The 23,004-nt window shown below is 71.3% G+C and carries 10 protein-coding genes and 1 pseudogene; 5 read left to right on the forward strand and 6 right to left on the reverse strand.

What is annotated here, in order from left to right; genetic code table 11:
• The first annotated feature begins 901 nt into the window (after nt 1–901).
• Nucleotides 902–2,209 (forward strand): alpha/beta hydrolase, encoded by a 1,308-nt coding sequence (locus tag V1227_RS05035; RefSeq protein WP_329791285.1) that lies wholly within the window; start codon nt 902–904, stop codon nt 2,207–2,209.
• A gap of 302 nt (nt 2,210–2,511) precedes the next feature.
• Here V1227_RS05035 and V1227_RS05040 read toward each other — a convergent pair whose 3' ends face one another.
• Together V1227_RS05040 and V1227_RS05045 are read right to left on the reverse strand one after the other, a co-directional pair.
• Nucleotides 2,512–3,312: a hypothetical protein gene (locus V1227_RS05040; protein ID WP_329791286.1), complete on the reverse strand. Its 801-nt coding sequence runs from the start codon at nt 3,310–3,312 to the stop codon at nt 2,512–2,514.
• Between the two features lie 79 nt (nt 3,313–3,391).
• Nucleotides 3,392–3,955 carry a papain-like cysteine protease family protein gene (locus tag V1227_RS05045; RefSeq protein ID WP_329791287.1) on the reverse strand — a complete coding sequence of 188 codons (564 nt, stop codon included), beginning with the start codon at nt 3,953–3,955 and terminating at the stop codon, nt 3,392–3,394.
• Between the two features lie 649 nt (nt 3,956–4,604).
• On the opposite strand from V1227_RS05045, the gene V1227_RS05050 reads away from it, so the two are divergent.
• Nucleotides 4,605–4,856 (forward strand): hypothetical protein, encoded by a 252-nt coding sequence (locus V1227_RS05050; RefSeq protein WP_329791288.1) that lies wholly within the window; start codon nt 4,605–4,607, stop codon nt 4,854–4,856.
• 235 nt (nt 4,857–5,091) lie between these two features.
• On the opposite strand, the gene V1227_RS05055 is transcribed toward V1227_RS05050, so the two are convergent.
• Nucleotides 5,092–6,561, reverse strand: coding sequence for a hypothetical protein (locus V1227_RS05055; protein ID WP_329791289.1), 1,470 nt, complete (start codon nt 6,559–6,561; stop codon nt 5,092–5,094).
• 84 nt (nt 6,562–6,645) lie between these two features.
• Nucleotides 6,646–7,254 (reverse strand): TetR/AcrR family transcriptional regulator, encoded by a 609-nt coding sequence (locus tag V1227_RS05060; RefSeq protein WP_329791290.1) that lies wholly within the window; start codon nt 7,252–7,254, stop codon nt 6,646–6,648.
• An 83-nt stretch (nt 7,255–7,337) separates the two neighbouring features.
• Between V1227_RS05060 and V1227_RS05065 the strand changes: the two genes are divergently transcribed.
• Together V1227_RS05065 and V1227_RS05070 are read left to right on the forward strand one after the other, a co-directional pair.
• The gene (locus tag V1227_RS05065) at nt 7,338–8,489 is read left to right on the forward strand and encodes a DUF418 domain-containing protein (protein WP_329791291.1); all 1,152 of its coding nucleotides are present in this window, start codon (nt 7,338–7,340) and stop codon (nt 8,487–8,489) included.
• A 44-nt stretch (nt 8,490–8,533) separates the two neighbouring features.
• The gene (locus tag V1227_RS05070; RefSeq protein WP_329791292.1) at nt 8,534–9,328 is read left to right on the forward strand and encodes an APH(3'') family aminoglycoside O-phosphotransferase; all 795 of its coding nucleotides are present in this window, start codon (nt 8,534–8,536) and stop codon (nt 9,326–9,328) included.
• Nucleotides 9,329–9,501: 173 nt separating this feature from the next.
• Here the strand turns inward: V1227_RS05070 and V1227_RS05075 are convergent, their stop codons facing one another.
• Together V1227_RS05075 and V1227_RS05080 are read right to left on the reverse strand one after the other, a co-directional pair.
• Nucleotides 9,502–9,639 carry a hypothetical protein gene (locus tag V1227_RS05075; RefSeq protein WP_329791293.1) on the reverse strand — a complete coding sequence of 46 codons (138 nt, stop codon included), beginning with the start codon at nt 9,637–9,639 and terminating at the stop codon, nt 9,502–9,504.
• 131 nt (nt 9,640–9,770) lie between these two features.
• Nucleotides 9,771–17,291 (reverse strand): type I polyketide synthase, encoded by a 7,521-nt coding sequence (locus V1227_RS05080; RefSeq protein WP_329791294.1) that lies wholly within the window; start codon nt 17,289–17,291, stop codon nt 9,771–9,773.
• A gap of 454 nt (nt 17,292–17,745) precedes the next feature.
• On the opposite strand from V1227_RS05080, the pseudogene V1227_RS05085 reads away from it, so the two are divergent.
• A pseudogene (locus V1227_RS05085) lies at nt 17,746–22,920 on the forward strand (type I polyketide synthase); the annotation flags it as partial.
• Nucleotides 22,921–23,004: the final 84 nt, after the last annotated feature.

Here is a 23,004-nt window from a genome sequence, read left to right on the forward strand (position 1 = left end):
CCGGGTACGGATACCGCCCCACCACCCGCTCGTCTTGCACCACCAGGCCACGCTACCGCGGATGATCACTACCAGTGGCGGGTCCTTGGACGATTCGGTGTCGTGACCGCACGATCACGAACCCATACGCGTCGAGCCGACAGGCGATCGTGGGCGCCGGCGTCCCGGATGCCGAGGCCGTGATGATCCGCAGCAGCGTGCGACCCTCGCCCTCGGTAGCCGCCGTCGCGGTGCCAGCGCGGCACCGTTTCAGCGCGAGTCACCGGTCGGAACCGGTGAAGCGCCCCGATCGGCAGTCGGTGCGACAGCGCCGCGAGGACGTCCGGTCACCGGGGGAGGAGCGCGGCCGAAGTTTCGCCTGCGCGTTCCAGGACGGTGATCTGGTGCCGCAGCAACACCATCCTCACGTCCTTGTCCCGATCGCTCATGAGGACAACAGGCGAGGACAGCACCGGGGCGCCGGCCCAGCCGGCCGCGAGCCGTTGTCCCCCGTGAGGACTACACAGATGTGTCCACGACAAGGGGATTCGTGATGTCCTGGTCTTCCTTAGGTTTCGTTGGCAACGGCGTTGGTGCGTCGCGGTATGTCGAAACCTGAAGGGCAAGGGCGTTGAAGACAATGCAACGGTCAGTGGGAACCGGTATCTCCCGGAGGTTCGTCAGGCTGGTGTGCGCGGTGGCGCTCACCGTCACCGCGGTGGCGGCCTGTGACACCGACTCGGCAGGAGACGCGGCAAGTGAACACGCAGCAACGAATACAGCCGAGACGGCCGCCACGCCGCCGATCGCCTGGGGCGCCTGCCCGGCGCCGGCCCAGGGTGTCAGTCGCGACCCCCGGCTCGTCTGCGGAACGGTGGAGGTTCCGCTCGACTAACGCAACCCCGGTGGCGAGAAGATCGAGGTGGCCGTCTCGAAGCTGCCGGCGGCGCAGTCCCGCGACCGCCGCGGTGTGCTGCTGCTGAACCCGGGCGGGCCGGCGTTGTCCGGTTTGGACACACCGGGTGTCGTGGCGCCGACTCTGCCGCCGTCGGTGCTGGCGGCCTACGACCTGATCGGCTTCGACCCGCGCGGGGTCGGGCACAGCACCCCGCAGAGCTGCGGCCTCGACGACCCGTCTCTGGCCGGTCTGTTCCCGTACCCGGCGGCGGACGGCTCGATCACCGCGAACGTCGAGCACGCCCGTACCCACGCCGGACGGTGCGCGACGAACGCCGGCGAGAAGCTCCGGTACTTCACCACCGCCAACACGGCCCGCGACCTGGACCGCATCCGCACGGCGCTCGGTGAGGAGAGGATCTCCTACTGGGGTCAGTCCTACGGCACGTACCTCGGCACCGTCTACGCGTCACTGTTCCCGGAGCGCGCCGACCGGGTGGTCCTCGAGGGCAACGTCGACCCCACGAAGGTCTGGGCCAACGCCAAGGACAACTGGGGCAAGGCCATGTCGGAACGCTTCCCCGACGCGGCAAGGGTTGCCGCGGCGCAGCACGCCACGCTCGGGCTCGGTCGCACCGTCGACGAGGTGACCCAGAAGTACCTCGGACTCGCCGACCGCCTCGACCGCACCCCCGCGCCCGTACCCGGCACCCCGCACGCCCTGACGGGTTCGATGCTGCGCACCGTCACCTACAGCCTCCTGCTGGACAACAAGACCCTTCCGGTGCTCGCGCAGTTCTGGAAGGCGACCGTCGGGCTGGCCGACGGCAAGCTCACCGAGGCGGACGGCCAGGTGCTGCGGCAGGTGTTCACCGCGCCGCCGCCGACCCCCGGCGTGCCGGCCGACAACCAGGCCACCATGTTCCTCGCACTGACCTGTGGCGACGCCCGGTGGTCCGACGACGTCGACGAGTACGCCCGCCGCACCGCCGAGGACCGCGCTGCCTGGCCGCTCACCGCGGGGATGCCCGCCAACATCTGGGCGTGCGCGTTCTGGCCCAAGCCCGTCGAAGAACCCGTCCGCGTGACCGGCAAGGGACCGCGCAACACGCTGATCCTGCAGAACCGCAGGGACAACGCCACACCGTGGGAGGACGGCTTGGGACTGCACGAGGTCCTCGGCGGGCGAGCGGCGTTCGTCGGCGCGGACAACGGCGGGCACTACGTCTACAACCAAGGCTCCCGGTGCGTGGACGAGGTGACGGTGACATTCCTGACCACCGGCCAGTTGCCGGACAAGAAGGTCAACTGCACCGACATCGCTTCGAAGTGACCGTGGTTGCTCGCGGTCGGTGTCGGAAGGCTGGAAAATCCTGGCGGCTCGGCTGGTGGTGGACCGGTGCCCGATAGCGCACAAAAGAGTGCGGCCCGCGGATGCGGGCCGCACTCCACCAACCGACAGAGCAGGCCGGCCATGCGTTCGTTTGGCGAGAACGGCTCCGGCGGTGACCAGGACTTCAGGACGTCTTGTTGTTCGCATTCCCACCGTCATCCTGACGGAGCGGCGTGCGCGGACCCGCTGCACGGCTTCGCCCCGACCCCAGCAGGTGCCGGGTACCGGGCGAAGCGGAAGATTCAGCCGGTGGTGTTGCGTCGGCGGCGGAAGAGGAAGAAGGCGCCTGCCACGAGCACGAGCGCCGCACTTGAACCGCCGACGAGCGCCGGCGCCGTGGACGACGCGCCCTCCGCCCCGCTCGCGCTGCCGTAGCCGCTCGACATTCCCTTGGTGTCGTACTCCGATGCGGGCAGCTTGTCGGCATAACGGGCCTTGACCAGCTTCTGGTAGTCGCTCAGCGACATCGACGACCTGCCGCCCAACCCTTCCCGTGCCTGGTCGTTGAGCGGCTCCACCGTGACGAGCTTCAGCAGGTACCAGCCGCGGATCTGCGGCTCGGCGAACACCAGGGTCCCCACACCGGCCTTGTCGGCGTACGTGGCGTCGTCGTCACCCTCGCGCACAGCCGCCAGGTGCCAGCCGCCGCCCTGCGTAGGAGCGAGCATGACGGTGACCTGGCGGTCGTTGACGGTGGTGCTCAGCGAGGACACCAGACGGGTCAACTTGACCGCCTCGGCAGCGATCGGCTGGGACGTGCCCGCGACGAAGCCCGGCGTGATCTCGCTGACCGGCAGCGGATCCTTGATCGTGAAGGCGGGCATGCCTTCGCACGGATCGGCCTTGTCCGGGATTGTTTGCACCGTGTCGGACCCGCCCTGGGGCACCGGCACGCTGAGGAAGCGGCACACGGCGTTGCGGATGTCGGTCGACCTCACAGCGTCGAGAGCGGCCTGGTAGTCGGGGATGTCCACCGGGAGCGGGTCGTTGACCGGGGCCGCGTGGACGGGTCCGGTGGCGGACAGCAGCACGGATGCGCCCATTGCCAGCACAGCGGTCAGGCGGGAAAGGCGCGAAGCGGCCCACCGTCCAGACGTTCTTGGTTCGCGCATGATGCCTGCCTTAACGGGAGATGCCGATCCGGGAGTGGGTCCACTTGAACGAGCTGTTGTTGACGTAGTCGCTGTAGTTCCACCACGTGTAGGTGGCGGTGTCCGGCCACGGGTCAGCGACCGCGATGGTGTTCTTCGACGTGTCGAAGCCGTAAACGACGTTCATGTGGCCCCCGCCTGAAGTCCACCCGATGCGCGCACCAACGGGACGGGCGGCTTTGACGTCGGTGTAGACCTGGTTGAACGAGGCCGCGCTGCTCAGGCCCGAGCCGGGGTGGGCCATGCCGAGGCTGCTCCAGCCCCTGGCCATGTCGTCGAGCGTGGCCGGCTGGTTGTTGCAGCCGTAGTAGGGCTGGGCCCGGTTGCAGAAGTCCGCCTGCGTGCTACCGAGGCCGTGGTACTTGGAGATCGTCAGGCCGGAGGCGACCCAGCACCACTGGGTCTTCTCCTGCTTGTACATGCTGATGTTGTCGTACCCCGACTCCGCTTGAGCCGCGCCTGCTGCGGCCACGAGCAACCCCGAGGTCGTCAGCGCGATGGCCGACGCCGTGATCGCGAATCTGGATCCACCCATTTCCCTGTCCTCCTGCATGTGATGAGTACCGGGAGACCTGAGGACATGAAAGCGCGAAATTTCGCCGCCATGCAGAAGCGACGTACAAATACGCTCACAAGAGTGAACTCCATGAAATGTGAATCGCCATGTCGAAGTCATGAATCGCCGAACATCAACAACGAGCTGCCGAGACTTCCACTGATTCCATCCTCTTCCGTGCAAGTTGCAGAACTGCACTCTTTACGGTGTCAAGGGTGGTCGAAAAGGCCACCGTCCGCTCCCGTCCGCGGGAATGCGAGGGTGATTTGAACACTTTGAGGTGAAGGCGCGAGGTTCCCCGTGATCGCAGGCTCTCCGGCAACAGCAGCGATCCCCGCGCTGGGCTGCGGCCTGTCCTCGGTGCGCGCCACACGCCGATCCCCACGGCCGGAGTCGCTGGTCAGCCACCCGCGCACCTGCCGGTGGTCCGCGGCCGAGATCCCGCTGTCACCGACGACGGGGACGCCTAATGACGCATCTCAGGTCAGCGAACCGACGCCTCGCTTCCCCGGACGCTCCCTGACATGAACGAGACCACGGAAGTTCCGCTCATGCCGATGAGCGGGCAGATCAGGCGGCTGACGAATCATGTCAGGTAGGGGTAGACCTTGACCTTCTCCGGTGCGAGGTGAAGTTCGACCCACGAACCAGCCAGGCCTTCGGGCAGGGCGTCTACATGACCGAGAAGGATCAACGCACCGGCAAACTCCAGGTGCGCGAATGCCGACACCTGATCAGCTGCTGCGAACCCCAGTCGGCCCGGGAAGAAGATCCCGCGCTCGTTCTGCCGCACAAGCGGTTCCTCGACCTCAACCTGCGAGCAGTCGACTCCCCGCCGGAACTCCTCGTCCAGTTCCCATTCGACGTGGTGCGCGCGTAGACCAGCACAACATCATCCGGAGAGCAGACGACCCTCTCCACCTGAACCAACACCAGATCATCGTGCCGCACGCCGACTGCCGCGGAAGTGCAGCGTCGCGGGGCGACCGTCGTGCACCACCCGACCGTCCGCTCATGCCGCAGAGCGCGTTGCTTGAGCGTGATGATGCCGAACAGCGGACGTTCTGGGCACAGCGCGAACAGCCTCGGCGAAGAGTGCCACCCTCGTGATCAGCTCAGCCGCTCTGGGCGTGGTCTCGTTCGCTTGCCTCGGCCAAGTCGGGAAGTCCCGCGGCGAAAGCGGTGAAGCGACGTTGACGGCGATCGATGGGAGCGGTGGAAAGCAGGTCCGTGATGCGCCGCTGCTGCGTGGCGGTCGGCCGCGAGTACATCGGCAGGTCGCGTTGCCGGCCCAAGCCGACCAGTCGCGGGTCGGAGTCGTGGAGGAGCTCGAGATCAGCGATGACCGCTTCCCACCCGCCGCGGCGGCGGTGGATCCACCAGGCCCGGCGGCGGAGTTCCGGGTCCTCGGCCGCCTTGAGCGGCGCCAGTTCGGTCAGGGTCCACAAGCGAGGGTTGTCGACGAGGACCTCGCCGGCCAGGCGAGCCACTCGCGAGTGATCGCCGGCTACCGACTGGAGCAACATCGGGACGTCCTCCGCGGTGGCACGGCTCCGCAGCAACGACAGGCCGACTTTCCGCAGCGGAAGCTCCGTGCTGCGGGCGAGAGCGACGACCTCCCGGCGTTCGATGGCGGTGCGGGTCTCGGCGAGGCCGATGTAGGCGCGAGCGCGCACGACCGGCGTGGCGGTGGAACGCGCGGACGCGGCATAGACGACGGCTGGATCGCGTCCCATCTCCTGCCAGCGACGACGAGCCCACATACGGGTGAGCACAGAGGAATCGAGCAGAAGCCGCTCCACGTCGGCCGGGTCGAGCTGCGCGGCCGTCAGCTTCACCAAGGCCAGGGTGCGGCTCTCGGCGGACCGGTCCCGCAGCAGCACCCCGGCGATGGTGTCGGGAGCCGCCGAGCCGGCGATGACCGCGAGGAGCCGCCGCCGGACCACCTGGTCCCTCTCGCCGGGCAGCAGCACGATCGCATCCGGCAGCCCGAGCAGGCCGGAGTCGAAGCTGTGCCGGAAGGCGGCGCGCCGGAGGTCGTGGTCCGCGGAACTCCGCAAGCGGGCCCACACGTTCGCCTCACCGTGCTCGGTGACCAATGCGCGCAGGTACAGGTCCGAGACCTCGAAACCCCGGCCGCGCTGCTCGATCCGGTGCAACAGCGGCACCACGCGGTCGGCGTTGTCCAACGTCCGTCGTCGCAGCACCTCACGTACAGCCACTTCGCGGATCGCCTTGATGTGGTCGCTGACCCGGACTGCCAGCGCGCGATCGCTCAACGCATCGGGCGAGGTGACCAACGACCGAACGGCGCGCTCACGCACGTATCCGTTCGGGTGCATGCTGGCCAGCACCGCGACGACAGGCACCGGGCTCGCCAGAACCTCGCTCGTCCACTTCTCCGGCTCTCCCAGCGCCGGCCCCTCGTAGCGGAACTGACGAGCGTTGTGGTCGATCCGCAGCAACTCACGTGCGGTCACCGAGGTGAGCCAGGACGCGGTCTCGTCCAGGACGAACCGGTCGCCCTGCCAGGCCGCTGCGGCGCTCTCACCCAGGCGGCTGCGGATCTGCGGCGGATTCAGCATGCGGCAGATTCTGACGGCTGCACGTCCAACGGTCATCTGAAATGAACCGGCGCTGGCCGTACCGGGCTCCACACCACTGGAACGTCAGGATTCGGCTTGGGCCGTAGGGCGCAGAAGCCGGGTGAGAACCAGACGTAGTGTTTCGCGTTCGCGCTCCGGTGCGAAGCTCGCGTCCACCGCGACGCGGTTGAACAAGCCGTCCACCAGGGTGGCGAGCCAGGTGGCGGTCGTCACCGGGTCCAGCCCGGGGTCGATCCGGCCAGCCTCGGTGGCTCGCTCGACCAGGTCGGCCAAGCCGGACCGCACCGACCGGTCGTTGGCCGCGACCAATTCCGCGATCTGTTCGTCGCGGTGGGCTTGGGCGGAGATCTCGAGGACGAGGCGGGCGTACTCCGTGTCCGAGGCCAGGTCGATGACCAGGTCGAAGAACTTCGTCAGCGCGTCCCAGGGCTCGGCGGTCGACAGGTCGGCGAACAGTGCCGAGGTGTCGTCGCCGTCCTGTTCGACGACCGCCGCGAAGATCTCCTGCTTGCTGCCGAAGTAGTAGAACAGGTTGCCAGGGCTCATGCCCGCCTCGGCGCAGATGTCGGCGGTGCGGGTCTGGCCGAACCCGGTCCGCGCGAAGCACCGCGCCGCGGCCTCCAGGATCTGGAGTCGCTTCGCCTGGCGCTTGGCTGGGTCGACGGTGCGCATGGCTCGATTCAACCAGGAGGTTGACGGGGGAGGGTCACCGCCATCAATATTAGACCGACTGATCGATCTATGAAAGGTGTGTCGTGACGACCAGCTCCCGCCTTGTGCGGTTGGACGCGCTGCGCGGGTTCGCTTTGCTCGGCATCCTGGCTGTGAACGTGTGGGCGTTCGCGACCGGCTACTACGTCTCCGGGATCGCCGACCCGGCACGCGATCCGGTCATCCAGTGGATCGTCTCGATGTTCTTCGAGACCAAGTTCTACCTGCTGTTCTCGTTCCTGTTCGGGTACAGCTTCACGTTGCAGATGAACTCCGCGGCCCGCGCGGGCGCCGCGTTCTGGCCGCGGATGCTGCGACGGCACGCCGGGCTCATGGCGATCGGCTCCGCGCACGCCGTGCTGCTGTTCCACGGCGACATCCTCACCACCTACGCAGTGCTCGGCCTCGTACTGCTGACGCTGCGCGGCATCTCTCCCAGACGCGCGGTGTGGCTGGCGGTGAGCCTGCTACTCGTCAGTGGCGTGTTGTGGACACTGTTGGGAGTCCTCGACGTGTTCACCCACACCCCGATCGACGCCACCGCGGTGTCCGCACGGGTCGCCGAGACGGTGGCCGCGTATCAGGGGACTCCTGAGACGGTTGTCGCCGAACACCTGCGACGACTGCCCGAGACGCTCCAACTCGTGGTGTTCGTGCAGGCTCCCAGCGCGATGGCGATGTTCCTGCTCGGGTTCGCGGCAGGCAAGCGGCAGGTGCTCGCCGAACCTCGGCGGTACCGGGCACTGTGGTCGTGGCTGCTGCGTGCCGGTGCGCCGATCGGACTCACCGGCGCCGCCTTCTACGCCTACGTCGTGGTGAACCACCCGGGAAGCGGCGCCGAAACCCTCGCGATGGGCGTCAGCATCCTCACCGCGCCACTGCTCACCGGTGCCTATGTCGCCGCACTGCTGCGCCTGTTCGACACCCGTGTCGCCGAGGTGTTCGCCCCGGCGGGCCGCGTCGCGCTGTCGAACTACATCCTGCAATCGGTCATCTTGGGCGTCGTCTTCACCGCGTACGGGTTCGGCTTGGTGGGCCGCCTGTCCTACGGCGCGGTCGTCGGGGTCGTCCTCGGCATCTACGCGGTCCAGCTGGTACTCAGCGCGCTGTGGCTTCGCAGCCACCGCTACGGGCCGCTGGAATGGCTTCTCCGCTCGGTGACCACAGGTAGATGGCGTGCTGTCGTTCGCAGGTAGTCTCCGTCTACATCCGCTCGAGGCCGAACAGGCCTGCCACTACGATGATCTTCATGTCTGGGTGGTCACCGGTTCGTGAGTGGGAGCCCGTCACGAGCGGAGAGTCGGGCGCTCGTGTTTTCCGCAGTGCTGACGGCTCGCGCTACGCGAAGTGCGTACCGGGAGGACAACAGGATCTCCTGGCACAGGAACGAGATCGGGTCGACTGGCTCAGCGCCAGCGGTGTTCCCGGGCCATTGGTGCTCGACTGGACCGCCGACGATGACGGTGCGTGTTTGGTGACCAGCGCTGTCTGCGGGGTGCCCGCCGACAGCGTGTCGGCTGGAGCGCTTCGGCAGGCGTGGCCGTCCATTGCCGAGGCTGTGCGCGGGTTGCACGCGTTATCCGTCGACGACTGCCCGTTCGTCCGAGACTTGGGGCAGATGTTCGCCATCGCCCGGGACGTCGTCGCGAGGGGTGCGGTCAACCCGGAATTCTTGCCGGTCGAGCAGCAGCAGGCGGCGCCTGCCGAACTGCTCGCGAGGCTTGCCGTGCAACTCGACCGCCGCCTTGGGCAGGAGGCGGCCGACACCGTCGTCTGTCACGGTGATCTGTGCCTGCCCAACATCATCCTGAACGCTGACACGTTCGACTTCGTCGGATTCATCGATCTCGGACGGCTTGGCCGGGCAGACCGGTACGCCGACATCGCCTTGCTTCTCGCCAATGCCCGGGAAACGTGGGACGACGAGAACCAGGCGATCGTCGCCGACGACACCTTCGCCGGTGACTACGGCATCGCGCTCGATGCCGATCGGCAACGGTTCTACCTCCACCTGGACCCGCTCACCTGGGGATGACGCACCGAACTTCGAGCTCTGCGATCCTTCGATCTTGAAAGCGCACGTCGCTGCCTGCTGCGGTAACGCGTTGGGTCGTGTCGTCTGTCCACTTTGGCCTCAGCATCGCGGATCTGCTCCATGAGGTCGGCGATGTGGTCGCGCTGCTTCACGATTTCCGAGTGAGCCGCACTTCAGCAGTCCACGACGGCATCGACCGCCTGATGGCCGGCCGGACGGTCGTGATGGTCGCGCATCGGATGCGGACGGTCCGACGCGCCGATCGCATCGCTTTTCTCGACGGCGATCGGATAGTGGAAGAAAGCTGCCACGACGAGCTGTCGCGCCCGCTGCACCCGCCGTGGAGAGCGGATCGCCCAACCGGCGCCGTGCGGCCTCCGGCCCGGCCACCCCACAGGGTGACCGGGCCGGCATCGAACGTTCTCGCTACGGGAACCGCCGATCAGGAGCTGCCGTGTTCTTCCTCGGAGGCCAGGCCGTTCGCGGGGGTCTCGAACGACAGCTCGCCATCGATGAGCTCGAAGAGCTCGTCGTCGGTGGCGATGTCGAGTCCACCGCCGGGCGCGGGGGTCTGGCCACCCAGCCGGGTGAGCAGCCCCTGCAGACGCGTGACCACGTCGGGCAGGTGGTCCGGGTTCGCGGCCAACGCGGCCTCGAGCTTGCCCAGGACCGCCAGGACGTCCTCGTCCTCGCCGCGGAGCTCCTCACCGAGGTGACGGGCGAGCGCCTCGACGGTGGGGTGCTCGAACACCAGCGTCCTCGCCAGCGCCAGGCCGGTCGCGGTGGCCAGCCTGTTCCGCAGCTCGACCGACATGAGCGAGTCGAAGCCGAGGTCCCTCAGCGCCTGGTCCGGCGGGATGAGGGCGGCGTCGTCCTCGCCGCGGACGGCCGCGGCCACGCGCTTCACGAGGTCGAGCAGGTGACCGTGGCGCCTGTCCGCCGGCAGGGCGGCGAGCTGGTCGGCCAGCTCGGTGCCGCCCTGCGTCGTGGTGTCGGCGGCGGGGGCGTCCAGGAACTCGTCCAGGAGGTGGCGTTCCCTCTCGGAGGAGAACAGCGACGCGAACCGCTGGCGGTCGATGTCGGCGATGGTCAGCGCCGGCTCGTCCGCGGTGAGCGCCTCGTGGAGCGCTCGCAGCGCCGGTTCGGGTTGCAGGGCGCGCATCCCGGACCGGGCGAGCCTGGTGGCGAGCGCGTCGTCGGCGCCCATGCCCTCGCCGGCCCACATGCCCCAGGCGATCGAGGTCGCGCGGTGGCCCTGGGCGCGCAGGCTCCCGGCGAGTGCGTCCAGGCCCGCGTTGGCCGCGGCGTACGCGCTCTGCCCCTTGCCGCCCCAGACACCGGCGGCCGAGGAGAACAGGACGAGCTCGTCCACCTGGCCCGCGACCAGCAGGTCACCGAGCACCTGTGCCCCCACGACCTTGGCCGCGAGCACCGCGGTCAGGTCGGCCTCCGAGGTCTCGGCCAGCGGGCGGGTGACGTTCACCCCTGCCGCGTGCACCACCGTGCGCACCGGCCGTCCCTCCGCCGCGAGCTCCGCGATCAGGTTCTTGACCTGCGCTTCGTCCGTGACGTCGCAGGACGCGGCGGTCACCCGGTCGTCCTGGTGCGCGAGACCACCGGACGGCACCGCTGCCGCACCCCGCCTGCTGGCCAGCACGACGTGCTCGGCGCCTTCGGCGACCAGCCAGCGGGACAGGTGCGCGCCGAGCGCGCCGGTGCCGCCCGTGACGAGCACGGTGCCCTCGGGACGCCAGCGGCGGGAGCGGTTCGCCCGCTCGTGCCGGACCGGAACGACCCGTCGTACCAGCACGCCATCGGCGCGCACGGCGAACTGGTCCTCACCGGCCGGATCCGCCAGCACCGCGAGCAGGGAGTCGACCGCGTCCGCGGTGGGTTCGGCGGGCAGGTCGACGAGACCGCCCCAGGACTCCGGCTGCTCGAGAGCGGCCACCTGGCCGACGCCCCACACCTGCGCTTGCCGCGGGTTGCGCACGGGGTCGCCCGCCGAGGTCCCGGCCGCGTGCTCGGTGAGCAGCCAGACCGGAGCTCCCAGGGTGCCGGCAGCGCGCAGCAGGGCGAACGTCGAGCGGAGCCCGGCGGGAACACCCGAGACCTGACGATCGGCCAGTCCGAGCAGCGAGACGACCCCGGTGACGGGGCCGATCCCACCGAGTCGCGCCGGAAGGCCGTCGAGGCCGTCCTCCTCTAGCAGCAGGTGTTTGACGTGTGCACCGCAGTCGATCAACCCGGAGGCCACCGCCCGCGTCCACGCCTGGTCGTGACGCGCGTCCGCCAGCACCAGCCAGGTGCCCGCCGGGCGCGCCGCCGACCGGGCCGGGGCCTGCTGCCAGGCCACCCGGTAACGCCAAGCGCGCGTGTCCAGCTCGGCGGCGTCCCGGCTCTCCCGCACGGCGTTCGCCCAGTAGTGCTTGTGCTGGAAGGGATACGTCGGCAGATCGACCATCGGAGCCAGTTCGAGACCGTTCACCCGCGCCCAGTCCACCTCGGCCCCGCGGACGTGAGCGGAAGCGACCGCGGTCACCGCCGCCCGGGCCTCCTCCCGGCCTCGACGCAGCAGGGGAGCGAACAGGCAGTCGTCCGCCGACTCCAGACCGGCCGCGGCCAGGGCGCTGAGAACCCCGTCGGGACCGAGCTCCAGGAAGGTGCGCGTGCCCTCGTCGGCCAGGGTCGTGACGGCGTCGTGGAACCGCACGGCGTTCGCCGCGTGCCGGACCCAGTAGTCCGCCGAGCGCAGGTCGTCTCCCGAGGCGAGGCGACCGGTCACGGTCGACACCACCGGAATCCGCGCCGGGAGGTACGTGAGCCCCTCGGCCACCCGCCGGAACTCGGCGAGCATCGGCTCCATCAGCGGCGAGTGGAACGCGTGGCTCACCGCCAGGCGCTTGACCGGACCGAACCGCTGCGCGACCGCGACAACCGCGTCTTCCGCACCGGAGAGCACCAGCGACCGGGGGCCGTTGACCGCCGCGATGGCCACTTCGCCGGTGAGCAGGGGAACGACGTCCTCCTCCGCGGCCCGCACCGCGGCCATCACGCCACCGGCCGGAAGTGCCTGCATCAAACGCCCCCGCGCGGTCACCAGGCGGCACGCGTCCGGCAGCGACAACACACCCGCGACGTGCGCGGCGGCGATCTCGCCGATCGAGTGACCCGCCACGAAGCCGGGCGTCAGGCCCCAGTCGCGCAGCAACCGGTACAGCGCCACCTCGATCGCGAACAGGGCCGGCTGGGCGTGCTCGGTCCGGTTCAGCCGGTCCTGGTCCTCCGCGATGATCCCGGGCAGCTCCGGGTCGAGGTGGGCGAAGGCCTCCCGCAGGGCTTCGGCGAACACCGGGAACGTCGCCGCGAGCTCGACGCCCATGCCGGCGCGCTGGCAGCCCTGGCCGGGGAACAGGAACGCCGTGCCGCCGCCGGTCACGTGGCCGCGCACCACGTCCTCCGCCAGGTCGCCGGCACCCAGCGCCGCCACGGCGGGCAGGAGCGCCGCCCGGTCCTCGGCCAGTACGACAGCGCGTTCCCGCAACGCGCTCCGTCGGCGGCCGAGGGCCGCACCGACCGCGGACAGATCGCCACGGCCGTCCGCGAACTCGTGCAGCTGCCTGGCCCGGGCCTGCAGGGCCGCCGGCGTCGCGGCGGACAACGGCCACGCGACCAGCGCGGTTCCGCCGGGCTCCGGCACCGGGGCGTCCGTGGCGGGAGCCTCCTCGACGATGACGTGGGCGTTGGTGCCGCTGATGCCGAACGCCGACACCGCCGCGCGGCGCGGGGACCGGCCCGCGGGCCACGCCACGGCCTCGGTCAGCAGCCGCAGCGCGGCGGGCGACCAGTCCACGTGGGGCGTCGGCTGCTGCGCGTGCAGCGTGCGGGGGAGCAGGCCGTGGCGCATCGCGAGCACCATCTTGATCAACCCGGCCACACCGGCCGCAGCCTGCGCGTGCCCGATGTTGGACTTGAGCGACCCGAGCCACACCGGTCGTTCCGCGGAACGCGCGCGGCCGTAGGTGTCCAGCAGTGCCTGGGCTTCGATGGGGTCTCCCAGCACCGTGCCCGTGCCGTGCGCCTCGACGGCGTCGACGTCGCTCTCGGTGAGCGCCGCCGCGGCCAGCGCGTCGCGGATGACCTCGGCCTGCGCGAGACCGCTCGGCGCGGTGAGACCGTTGCTGGCGCCGTCGGAGTTGACCGCGCTGCCCCGGACGACCGCGAGCACCGGGTGCCCGTTGCGCCGGGCGTCCGACAGGCGCTCCAGCAGGACCAGCCCGGCACCTTCGCCCCAGGCGGTGCCGTCGGCCGCGGCCGAGAACGGCTTGCAGCGGCCGTCCGGTGCGAGACCGCCCTGTTTCTCGAACTCCACGAACAGGCCCGGTGTGGCCATGACCGTCGCCCCGCCGGCGAGCGCCAGGGTGCACTCGCCCGCCCGGAGCGACCGCGCGGCCATGTGGACGGCCACCAGGGAGGAGGAACAGGCGGTGTCGAGGGTGATGGCCGGGCCGCGCAGCCCGAACGTGTACGCGATGCGACCGGAGGCGACGCTGGTGGCCCCGCCGGTCAGCAGGTGCCCGGTCAGCTCCTCGGACGGCGCGTGCATGCGGGGTCCGTAGTCCTGCGCCATCACCCCGGCGAACACCCCGGTCCGGCTGCCGCGCAGCGCCGTGGCGTCGATGCCCGCGCGTTCGAACGACTCCCACGCGAGCTCCAGCAGCAGACGCTGCTGCGGGTCCATCGCGGCGGCCTCCCGGGGCGAGACCCCGAACAGGTCCGCGTCGAACTCCGCCGCGTCGTCGAGGAAACCTCCGCGCGCGGTGGCGATGCGCACCGGGTGGTCGAGGTCCCAGCCGCGGTCGAGCGGAAGACCGCCGGTCTGGTCGGAGCCGTCGGAGAGGATCCGCCAGAGCTCGTCCGGCGAGTCGGCGCCGGGCAACCGGCACGCCATCGCGACGACAGCGATCGGGTCGTCCTCCTCGACCGCCGTGCCCGCGGACGGCGCCGCAGCGGCTGTCTGTTCGCCGCCGAGGCGCGCGTGCACGGCCTCGGCCAAGCGGGCCGGGGTCGGGTGGTCGTAGACCGCGCCGGTGGGCAGCCCGGCGCCGGTGGCGTCGTTGAGGCGGCCGCGGAGCTCGACGGCCATTCGCGAGTCCAGCCCCATCTCCTTGAAGGTGAGGTCCGGCTCCACCGAGGCCGCGTCGGCGTGGCCCAGGACGATCGCGGTGTGCGCCCGGACCAGCTTGAGCAGCTGGCGGACGTCCACCACCGGCTCGTCGGCGGCGGGCTCCGGCGGCTGGACGTCCCGGTGTGCGGCGACGGGCAGCGCGGCCGGAGCGGACGAGAGCGGGAGCCAGTGGGCCTTGCGCTGGAACGGGTAGGTCGGCAGCCGCAACCGTCCGCCGGTGGGCTCGGGGAGGGCTCGCCGCCAGTCGACGGCGACCCCGGCGGTGTGCAGCGTCGCGGCGGAGCCGAGCACCCGCGACCAGTCGCCGTCGTCGCGGCGCAGGGTCTCGGAGACGACGAGCCCGGTGCCCGCAGCCTCCGCGATCTCGCCCACCGCGCCGGTGAGGACCGGGTGTGGGCTGATCTCGACGAAGACCGAGCACCCCTCGTCGAGCAGGGCCGTGACGGCCGGGGCGAACAGGACGGGACGGCGCAGGTTGTCGAACCAGTAGGTGGTGTCGACCAAGCGCGAGCCGAGCCCCTCGCCGGTGACCGTGGAGTGGAAAGCGATCTCGGGTTCGCGTGGAGCCACGTCCCGCAGGTCGTGCAGCAACTGCTCGCGCATCGCCTCCACCGCCGAGCAGTGCGAGGCGTAGTCGACGGCGATCCGGCGTGCGCGGAGGTCTTCCGCCTGGCACACCGCCACGAACCCGTTCACGTCGTTCTCCGGGCCGCACACCACGGTGGAGGTGGGGCTGTTGAGCGCCGCGACCTCGAGGCCGGGGAAGGCGGTCAGCCGGGCCCGGACCTCTGCCTCGGGCAGCGACACCACGGCCATCGTGCCGGTGCCCGCGAGCACCGTGAGCGCACGGGACCGGAGCGCGACGATCTTCGCCGCGTCGTCGAGGGTGAGCGCTCCCGCCACGCAGGCCGCGGCGATCTCGCCCTGCGAGTGGCCCACCACCACGTCGGGGCGCACGCCGAGCGACTCCCAGACCGCCGCCAGGGACACCATGACGGCGAACAGAGCCGGCTGGACGACGTCGACGCGGTCCAGCCCCTCGCCGGTGGTCAACGCGTCGTGCAACGACCAGTCGGTGAACGGTGCCAGCGCCCGCGCGCAGTCGTCGACCCTGGCGCGGAAGACCGGCGAGGACTCCAGCAGCGCCGCGGCCATGCCGGCCCACTGCGAACCCTGGCCGGGGAAGACGAACACCGTCCGGCCCGGCGCGCGGACCCGGCCCTGAACGACCCGCTGGTCCGGCAGGCCGTCGGCCAGCGCGCGCAACGACGGCACCAGCTCGTCGCGGTCGGCGGCCACCACGACGGCACGGTGCCGGAACGACGTGCGGGTGAGCGCCGCGGCCCGGGCGACCTCGGCGACGCCGGCCTCCGGTGCCGCGGCGAGGTGGGAGAGCAGCCGGTCGGCCTGGTCCCGCAGCGCCTGCTCCGTCCGCCCCGACAGCAGCAGCGGCACGGCGCCACCCGGCTCCGCCGAGGTGCCGCCCGCGGCCTCGGCGGTAACCGGCGCGGCTCCGAGCACGACGTGGCAGTTCGTGCCGCCCATGCCGAACGAGCTGACCCCGGCCAGGCGCCCCCGCTCCGCCACGGGCCAGGGCTCCGCTGCCGTGACAACGCGCAGGCCCAGCTCGTCCAGAGCGATGTCCGGGTTGGGGCGGTCGTGGTGGAGGCTGGGCGGGATCTCCGCGTGGCCGAGGCTCAGCGCCGTCTTGATCAGGCCGAGGATGCCACCCGCGGCTTCGAGGTGGCCGATGTTGGTCTTGACCGACCCCACCGCCAGCGTGCCCGCGCCCGCGCGGGCCGCTCCCAGCGCCGCTGCCTCCAGCGGGTCGCCGACCCTGGTGCCGGAGCCGTGCAGTTCGACGTACTGGACGTCGCACGGCGCCACCCCGGCGTCGGCGCAGGCCGCGCGCACGACGTCCGCCTGCGCTTCGGCGCTGGGCACCGTGAGGCCCTCGGTCGCCCCGTCGTTGTTGACCGCGGTGCCCAGGAGCACGCAGTGCACCGGGTCGCCGTCCGCGATCGCCTTGTCCAGCGGTTTGAGCACCACCACACCGGCGCCTTCGCCGCGGACGAAACCGTTGGCCCGCTCGTCGAAGGTGAAGCACCGGCCGTCCTCGGACAGGCCGCCGAACCGCGAAGCGGTCACCGCGGCGGCGCGCAGCAGGTTCAGGTTCACGCCCGCGACGACCGCCAGGTCGGATTCGCCGGCGCGCAGGCTGGTCGTCGCCAGGTGCACCGCGACCAGCGAGGAGGACTGCGCGGTGTCGACGGTGAGACTGGGACCGCGCAGGCCGAGGAAGTAGGAGACGCGGTTCGCGATGACGGCCCGTTGGGTGCCCGTCATGGTGGTGGGCGAGATGGAGTCCTCGTGCACGTGGCTGAGCACGGCGTAGTCGTCGCGCAGGGCGCCGACGAAGACACCGACGTTGCGGCCCGCCAGCGTCGCGGGCACGATGCCGGCGTTCTCCAGGGCGGTCCACGAGAGCTCGAGGACGAGACGCTGCTGCGGGTCCATCGCGGCGGCCTCGCGCGGCGAGATGCCGAAGAACTCGGCGTCGAAGCCCGCGACGTCGTCCACGAAACCACCGAAACGGGCCGCGGCGTCCCGGGGCGCGAGCGTGGCGTCCCAGCGCTCCGGCGGCACGGTCGAGATGGTGTCCTCACCGCTGCGCAACAGCCGCCAGAACTCGTCGAGGTCTCGCGCACCGGGTACGCGGCACGCCATGCCGACGACGGCGATCGCACCGCGCGGGTGGCTCTGGGCGGCCTTCATCAATGGGCCCTCGTCAATCTCGCTGGGCAGGGGTGTCGCCCGATGTAAGACGACGGCCGGGCGCGGCGGCCAACGACCGTTCCGAATTTCGGGACCCGTGGCCGTCTCCGCGTCGAGCCGGGTCTCGCGCGTACCGAAAAACGGAACAGCTGTTTGGGAGGCGTCGCGGGACCTCCCTACCTTGGCGTCGGCACACCCCTGCCACTCGCCGTGGAATGCGCTTCCCCAGCGCCCTTCGCGGCGGGGCCCGTCAGGACGTCGTACCGGCGCGCGCCTTCACGGCACGGCCGGGCGGAACGCGTCAGGGCGGTGATCACCGCACCGAGCACCCGAAGCCGGAGAAATTCCCCGTGAACCGCGACCCCGACGTCACCCCGCGACGGCAGGCCTTCGGTGCGAGCACCGAGCTGCCGGGCCGGCCCGCCACCGCCAGAACCGAAAAGGGCGACCCCCGATGACCGACGAGAGCAAGCTCCGCGACTACCTCAAGCGCGCCACGGCGAACCTCCAGCAGGCGCGCGAAAAGCTGACGGCCGCGGAGAACCGCAACCACGAGCCGGTCGCGATCATCGGCATGGCCTGCCGCTACCCCGGTGGGGTGTCGTCCCCGGACGGCCTGTGGGAGCTCGTGCGCGAAGGCGTCGACGCGGTCGGGGAGTTCCCCGCCGACCGCGGCTGGGACGTCGGCTACGACCCCGGGGGCGAGACGCCCGGCACGACCAGCACTCGCCGGGGTGGTTTCCTGGACGACGCCGCGGGGTTCGACGCGGACTTCTTCGGCATCAGCCCTCGCGAAGCCCTCGGCATGGACCCGCAGCAGCGGCTCCTGCTCGAGGTCAGCTGGGAGGCGCTCGAACGCGCGGGACTGGTGCCCGGCGAGCTGCGCGGCACGTCCACCGGCGTGTTCGTCGGTGCCGTGCACAACGACTACGAGTCGCTGCTGCGCGGGGTGCGGGAGACCGAGGGCTACCTGCTCACCGGCAACGCCACCAGCGTCGCGTCCGGCCGCATCTCCTACACCCTGGGCCTGCGCGGACCGGCGATGACCATCGACACCGCGTGCTCCTCGTCGCTGGTCGCCATCCACGAGGCCGTGAACGCCCTGCGCGGCGGTGAGTGCGGGCTCGCGGTCGCCGGCGGTGCCACGGTGATCGCCACGCCCGGCACCTTCGTGGAGTTCAGCCGGCAGCGCGGGCTCGCCCCCGACGGGCGGTGCAAGTCCTTCGCCGCCGGAGCCGACGGCACCGGGTGGAGCGAGGGCGCCGGGATCGTCGTGCTGGAGCGGCTGAGCGACGCGATCGCCCACGGCCACCCCGTGCACGCGGTCATCCGCGGCTCGGCGATCAACTCCGACGGCGCCAGCAACGGGCTGACCGCGCCCAGCGGTCCCGCCCAGGAAGCCGTCATCAAGCAGGCCTGCGCGAACGCCAGGCTCACGACGTCCGACGTGGACGTCGTGGAAGCACACGGCACCGGCACCACGCTGGGCGACCCGATCGAGGCGCGCGCCCTCGCGGCCACCTACGGCCGGGGACGCGAGCACCCGCTGTGGCTGGGATCGCTCAAGTCCAACATCGGTCACTCCCAGACGGCCGCCGGCGTCGGCGGCGTGATCAAGATGGTGCAGGCGCTGCGCCACGGCGAGCTGCCGCGGACGCTTCACGTCGACCGGCCCACGCCCGACGTGGACTGGTCGGGCGTCGCGCTGCTCACCGAGAACGTGGCCTGGCCGCGCACCGGGCGGCCCCGCCGGGCTGGAGTGTCGTCGTTCGGCATCAGCGGCACGAACGCCCACCTGATCATCGAGGAAGCACCCGAGCAGGCAGCCGCGCCCGCGGCCTCGACGTCATTCCCGGCCACGCCCTTCGTGTTCTCCGCGAAGACCGACGACGCGGTGCGCGCGCAGGCCGAGCAGCTCCGCGCGTTCGTCGCCGGCCACCCCGAGGCGGACCTGACCGATCTGGCCGCGGCCCTGGCCACGACCCGCACGCGGTTCACCCGCCGCGCCGGGGTGACGGCCTCGAACCGGGAGGAGCTGCTCGAGGAGCTCGCGCAGGTCGAGCCGAGCGGCCGCGACGGCGCCTTGGCGTTCCTCTTCTCCGGACAGGGCGCGCAGCGGCTCGGCATGGGAGCCCGCCTCTACGAGAAGTTCCCCGTCTTCACCAAGGCGCTGGACGACGTCTGCGGTCAGCTCGACGTGGACGTCAAGTCAGTGATGTTCGGTGACGACCCGGACCTGCTGAACCGGACGGGGTACACCCAGCCCGCCCTCTTCGCGTTCGAGACCGCGCTGTACCGGCTGTTCGAGGACTTCGGCGTGGTCCCGTCCCACGTCCTGGGCCACTCGGTCGGCGAGATCACGGCCGCCCACGTGGCGGGTGTGCTGTCGCTGACGGACGCGTGCAGGCTCGTCTCCGCACGGGCCCGGCTCATGCAGTCGTTGCCAGAAGGCGGCGCGATGCTCGCCGTGCAGGCGGCCGAGGACGAGATCGACCTGTCCGGGCTGCAGGACCGGGTCTCCGTCGCGGCCGTCAACGGCGAGCGCTCCGTCGTGCTGTCCGGGGACGAGCAGGCCGTGGCGGGCCTGGAGGAGAAGTGGCGGGCCGAGGGCCGCCGGACCACCCGGCTCAAGGTCAGCCACGCGTTCCACTCGCCGTTGATGGACCCGATCCTCGCCGAGTTCGAGGACGTGGTGCGCTCGATCGAGCACTCCGCCCCGATCATCCCGCTCGTCTCCAACGTGACCGGCCGTCCCGTCACGGCCGAGGACCTGGCGAACCCGCGCTACTGGGTCGACCACGCGCGTGGCGCCGTGCGGTTCCACGAAGGCGTTCGTTCGTTGGTGGACAACGGGGTCACGACGATTCTGGAAATCGGCCCGAGCGCGGTGCTGACGCCCCTGGCCGCCCAGACCGCTGACGGCACGGTGGTCGGCGCGGTGAAGGCCGGACAGGCGGAGGACGCCGGCGTGGTCGGCGCACTCGCGGTGATGCACCGGCACGGGCACGACGTGGCGTGGGAGCGCCTCTTCCGGGAGCGTCCGGCCGCTGTGCCCGGCCTGCCGGTCTACCCGTTCCAGCACCAGCGCTTCTGGCCGTCGGGCCAGGCGCGGCCCGGTTCCGCGGCCGGCCTCGGCCAGGACTCGTCCGACCACCCGCTGGTCCGCAGCGTGGTCGAGCTGCCGGACGGGACGACGGTCTTCACCGGTGTGCTGTCGCTCGACACGCCGGCCTGGCTGCCGGACCACTGCGTGCACGGCAAGCCGATCCTGCCGGGCACCACGTTCGTCGACATGACCCTCTGGGCCGCACGCCGGCTCGGCTGCAGCCGCATCGACGAGATCAACCACCACGTGTTCGTCTCCGGTGAGCCGGGACGGGTCCGCCAGCTGCGGCTCGTCGTCGACCCCGCCGACAACACCGGCCTGCGCGCCTTCACGGTCCACTCGCGCTTCACCGACGAGGCCGCACACGAGTGGATCCACCACGCCACCGGGGCCATCGCCCGCGACGGCGCCACCCCGAGGCCCGTCGAGCAGTGGCCGCCGACCGGAGCCGAGGCCATCCCGATCGCCCCGTTCTACGAGCGGCTGGCCGACGCCGGGCTCGGCTACGGGCCCTACTTCACCGGCATCCGGGCCGGGTGGAAGGACGGCTCGACCCGCTACGCCGAGGTCTCCCTGCACGCCGAGGCCGACCTCGACACCTACGGCGTCCACCCGGCACTGCTCGACGCCACGCTGCAGCTCGCCGCCGTCGGCTCCGAGCCCGGCACCGAGCACCAGGTCCGCGTTCCCTACGCCTGGTCCGGTGTCACGCTGCACACCACCGGTGTCAGCTCGGTGCGCGTGCGGCTGACCCAGCAGGGCGTCGACACGATGGCCATCGACATCACCGACGTGGAGGGCAACCCCGTCGCGACGGTCGACTCCATCACCCTGCGGCCCGTTTCGTCCGAGCAGCTGCGCGCCTCGACCTCGACCAGCGGCGGGATGCTGCAGGAGCTCGACTGGCAGCCCGTGCCGGTGGGGGAGGCGCCCGCGGGTGAGGTGCCGCCCGTGGTGCGGCTGTCCGCCACGGGAACCGATCCCGTGGCGCGGACCCGTGAGGTGCTCGACCTCGCGCTCCACACTGTGCAGAACGCCGACGGCCCGGTCGTGTTCCACACCACCGGTGCCGTGGTCACCGGCTCGGACGACGGTCCGGCCGACCCCGCCGCGGCCGCGGTGTGGGGCATGGTCAGGTCCGCCCAGTCGGAGAACCCCGGCCGGTTCGTCCTGGTCGACGCCCCCGGCGACGAGGAGTTCCACCGGAGCCTGCCCGCCGCGCTGGCGACCGGGGAACCCCAGCTCGCGCTGCGCGCCGGCCGCGTTCTCGTGCCCCGGCTGACGCCGGCCCGCACCTCCGCCGCGGACGGGACGCTGCTCGACCCCGACGGCACCGTCCTCATCACCGGCGGTTCCGGTGGCCTGGGCCGCCTGCTGGCCCGCCACCTCGTCGAGCGCCACGGCGCCCGGCACCTGCTGCTGCTCAGCAGGCGTGGCGAGGCCGCCGACGGGTTCGCCGAGCTCAGGACCCGGCTGGCGGAGGCCGGTGCGACGGTCACCGCCGCCGCCTGCGACGCGGCCGACCGCGAGTCGCTCGCCGCGGTGCTGGCCGCGATCCCGGCGGAGCACCCGCTCACCGCTGTCGTGCACGCCGCCGGCGTCGTCGACGACGGTGTGGTCAGCGACCTGACGAACGAGCGCGTCGACGCGGTGCTGCGTCCCAAGGCGGACGCGGCCTGGCACCTGCACGAGCTGACGGAGGAGCACGACCTGCGCTCGTTCGTGCTGTTCTCGTCGGCCTCCGGACTGCTCGGCATGCCGGGACAGGCGGCGTACGCGGCCGCGAACACGTTCCTCGACGCGGTGGCCCACCACCGCCGTGCGCAAGGACTGCCCGCCACCTCGCTCGCGTGGGGTCCGTGGGCCGGCACCGAGCAGGACGGCGGCATGGCCGCCCGGTTGAGCGAGGTCGACCGCAACCGCCTGCTGCGGCTGGGCGTCGTCCCGATCTCCGGTGAGGAGGGGCTGCGGTTGTTCGACGACGCGGCCGGCTCCGGCACCGCGCTCCTCGTACCCGCCCGGCTCTCCGTGCCCCAGGACGGCACGGCCTCCCCGGTGCTGCGCGGTTTCGTCCGCGTGAAGCGGGCACCTGCGGGAAGGGTGGTGACGGCGGAGGGCCCGACCCTGGCGGGACGCCTGGCCTCGGCGCCGCCGGAGGACCGCGTGGACCTCGTGGTGGCGGTGGTGCGCGAACACGTCGGTGCCGTGCTCGGCCACGCGTCGCCGGGCTCGGTGGAACCGGACCGCGGCTTCATGGAGAGCGGCTTCGACTCGCTCACCGCTCTGGAGCTGCGCAACCGGCTCAACAGCGCGGCGAAGCTGAAACTGCCCGCGACCGCGCTGTTCGACCACTCGACGCCCAGGGCGCTGGCCGAGCACCTGGTCGGCCTCCTGTGCGCGGACGAGCAGACCGCGCCCGCCGCGCCCGCGCCCGCCGCGAGCTCCCTCGCCGACGAGATCGACTCGTCCTCCGACGACGAGCTGCTCGCCCTCATCGACCGCGAATTCGGGGTGTCCTCATGAGCAACGACAAACTCAGGTCCGCGGTCAAGAAACTGGCCGTCGACCTCCACCAGACGCGTGAGGAGCTGCGCGCGGTCAAGGACC

It is taken from the genome of Lentzea sp. DG1S-22, from assembly GCF_036321065.1.
Taxonomy (GTDB): Bacteria; Actinomycetota; Actinomycetes; order Mycobacteriales; family Pseudonocardiaceae; genus Lentzea; species Lentzea jiangxiensis.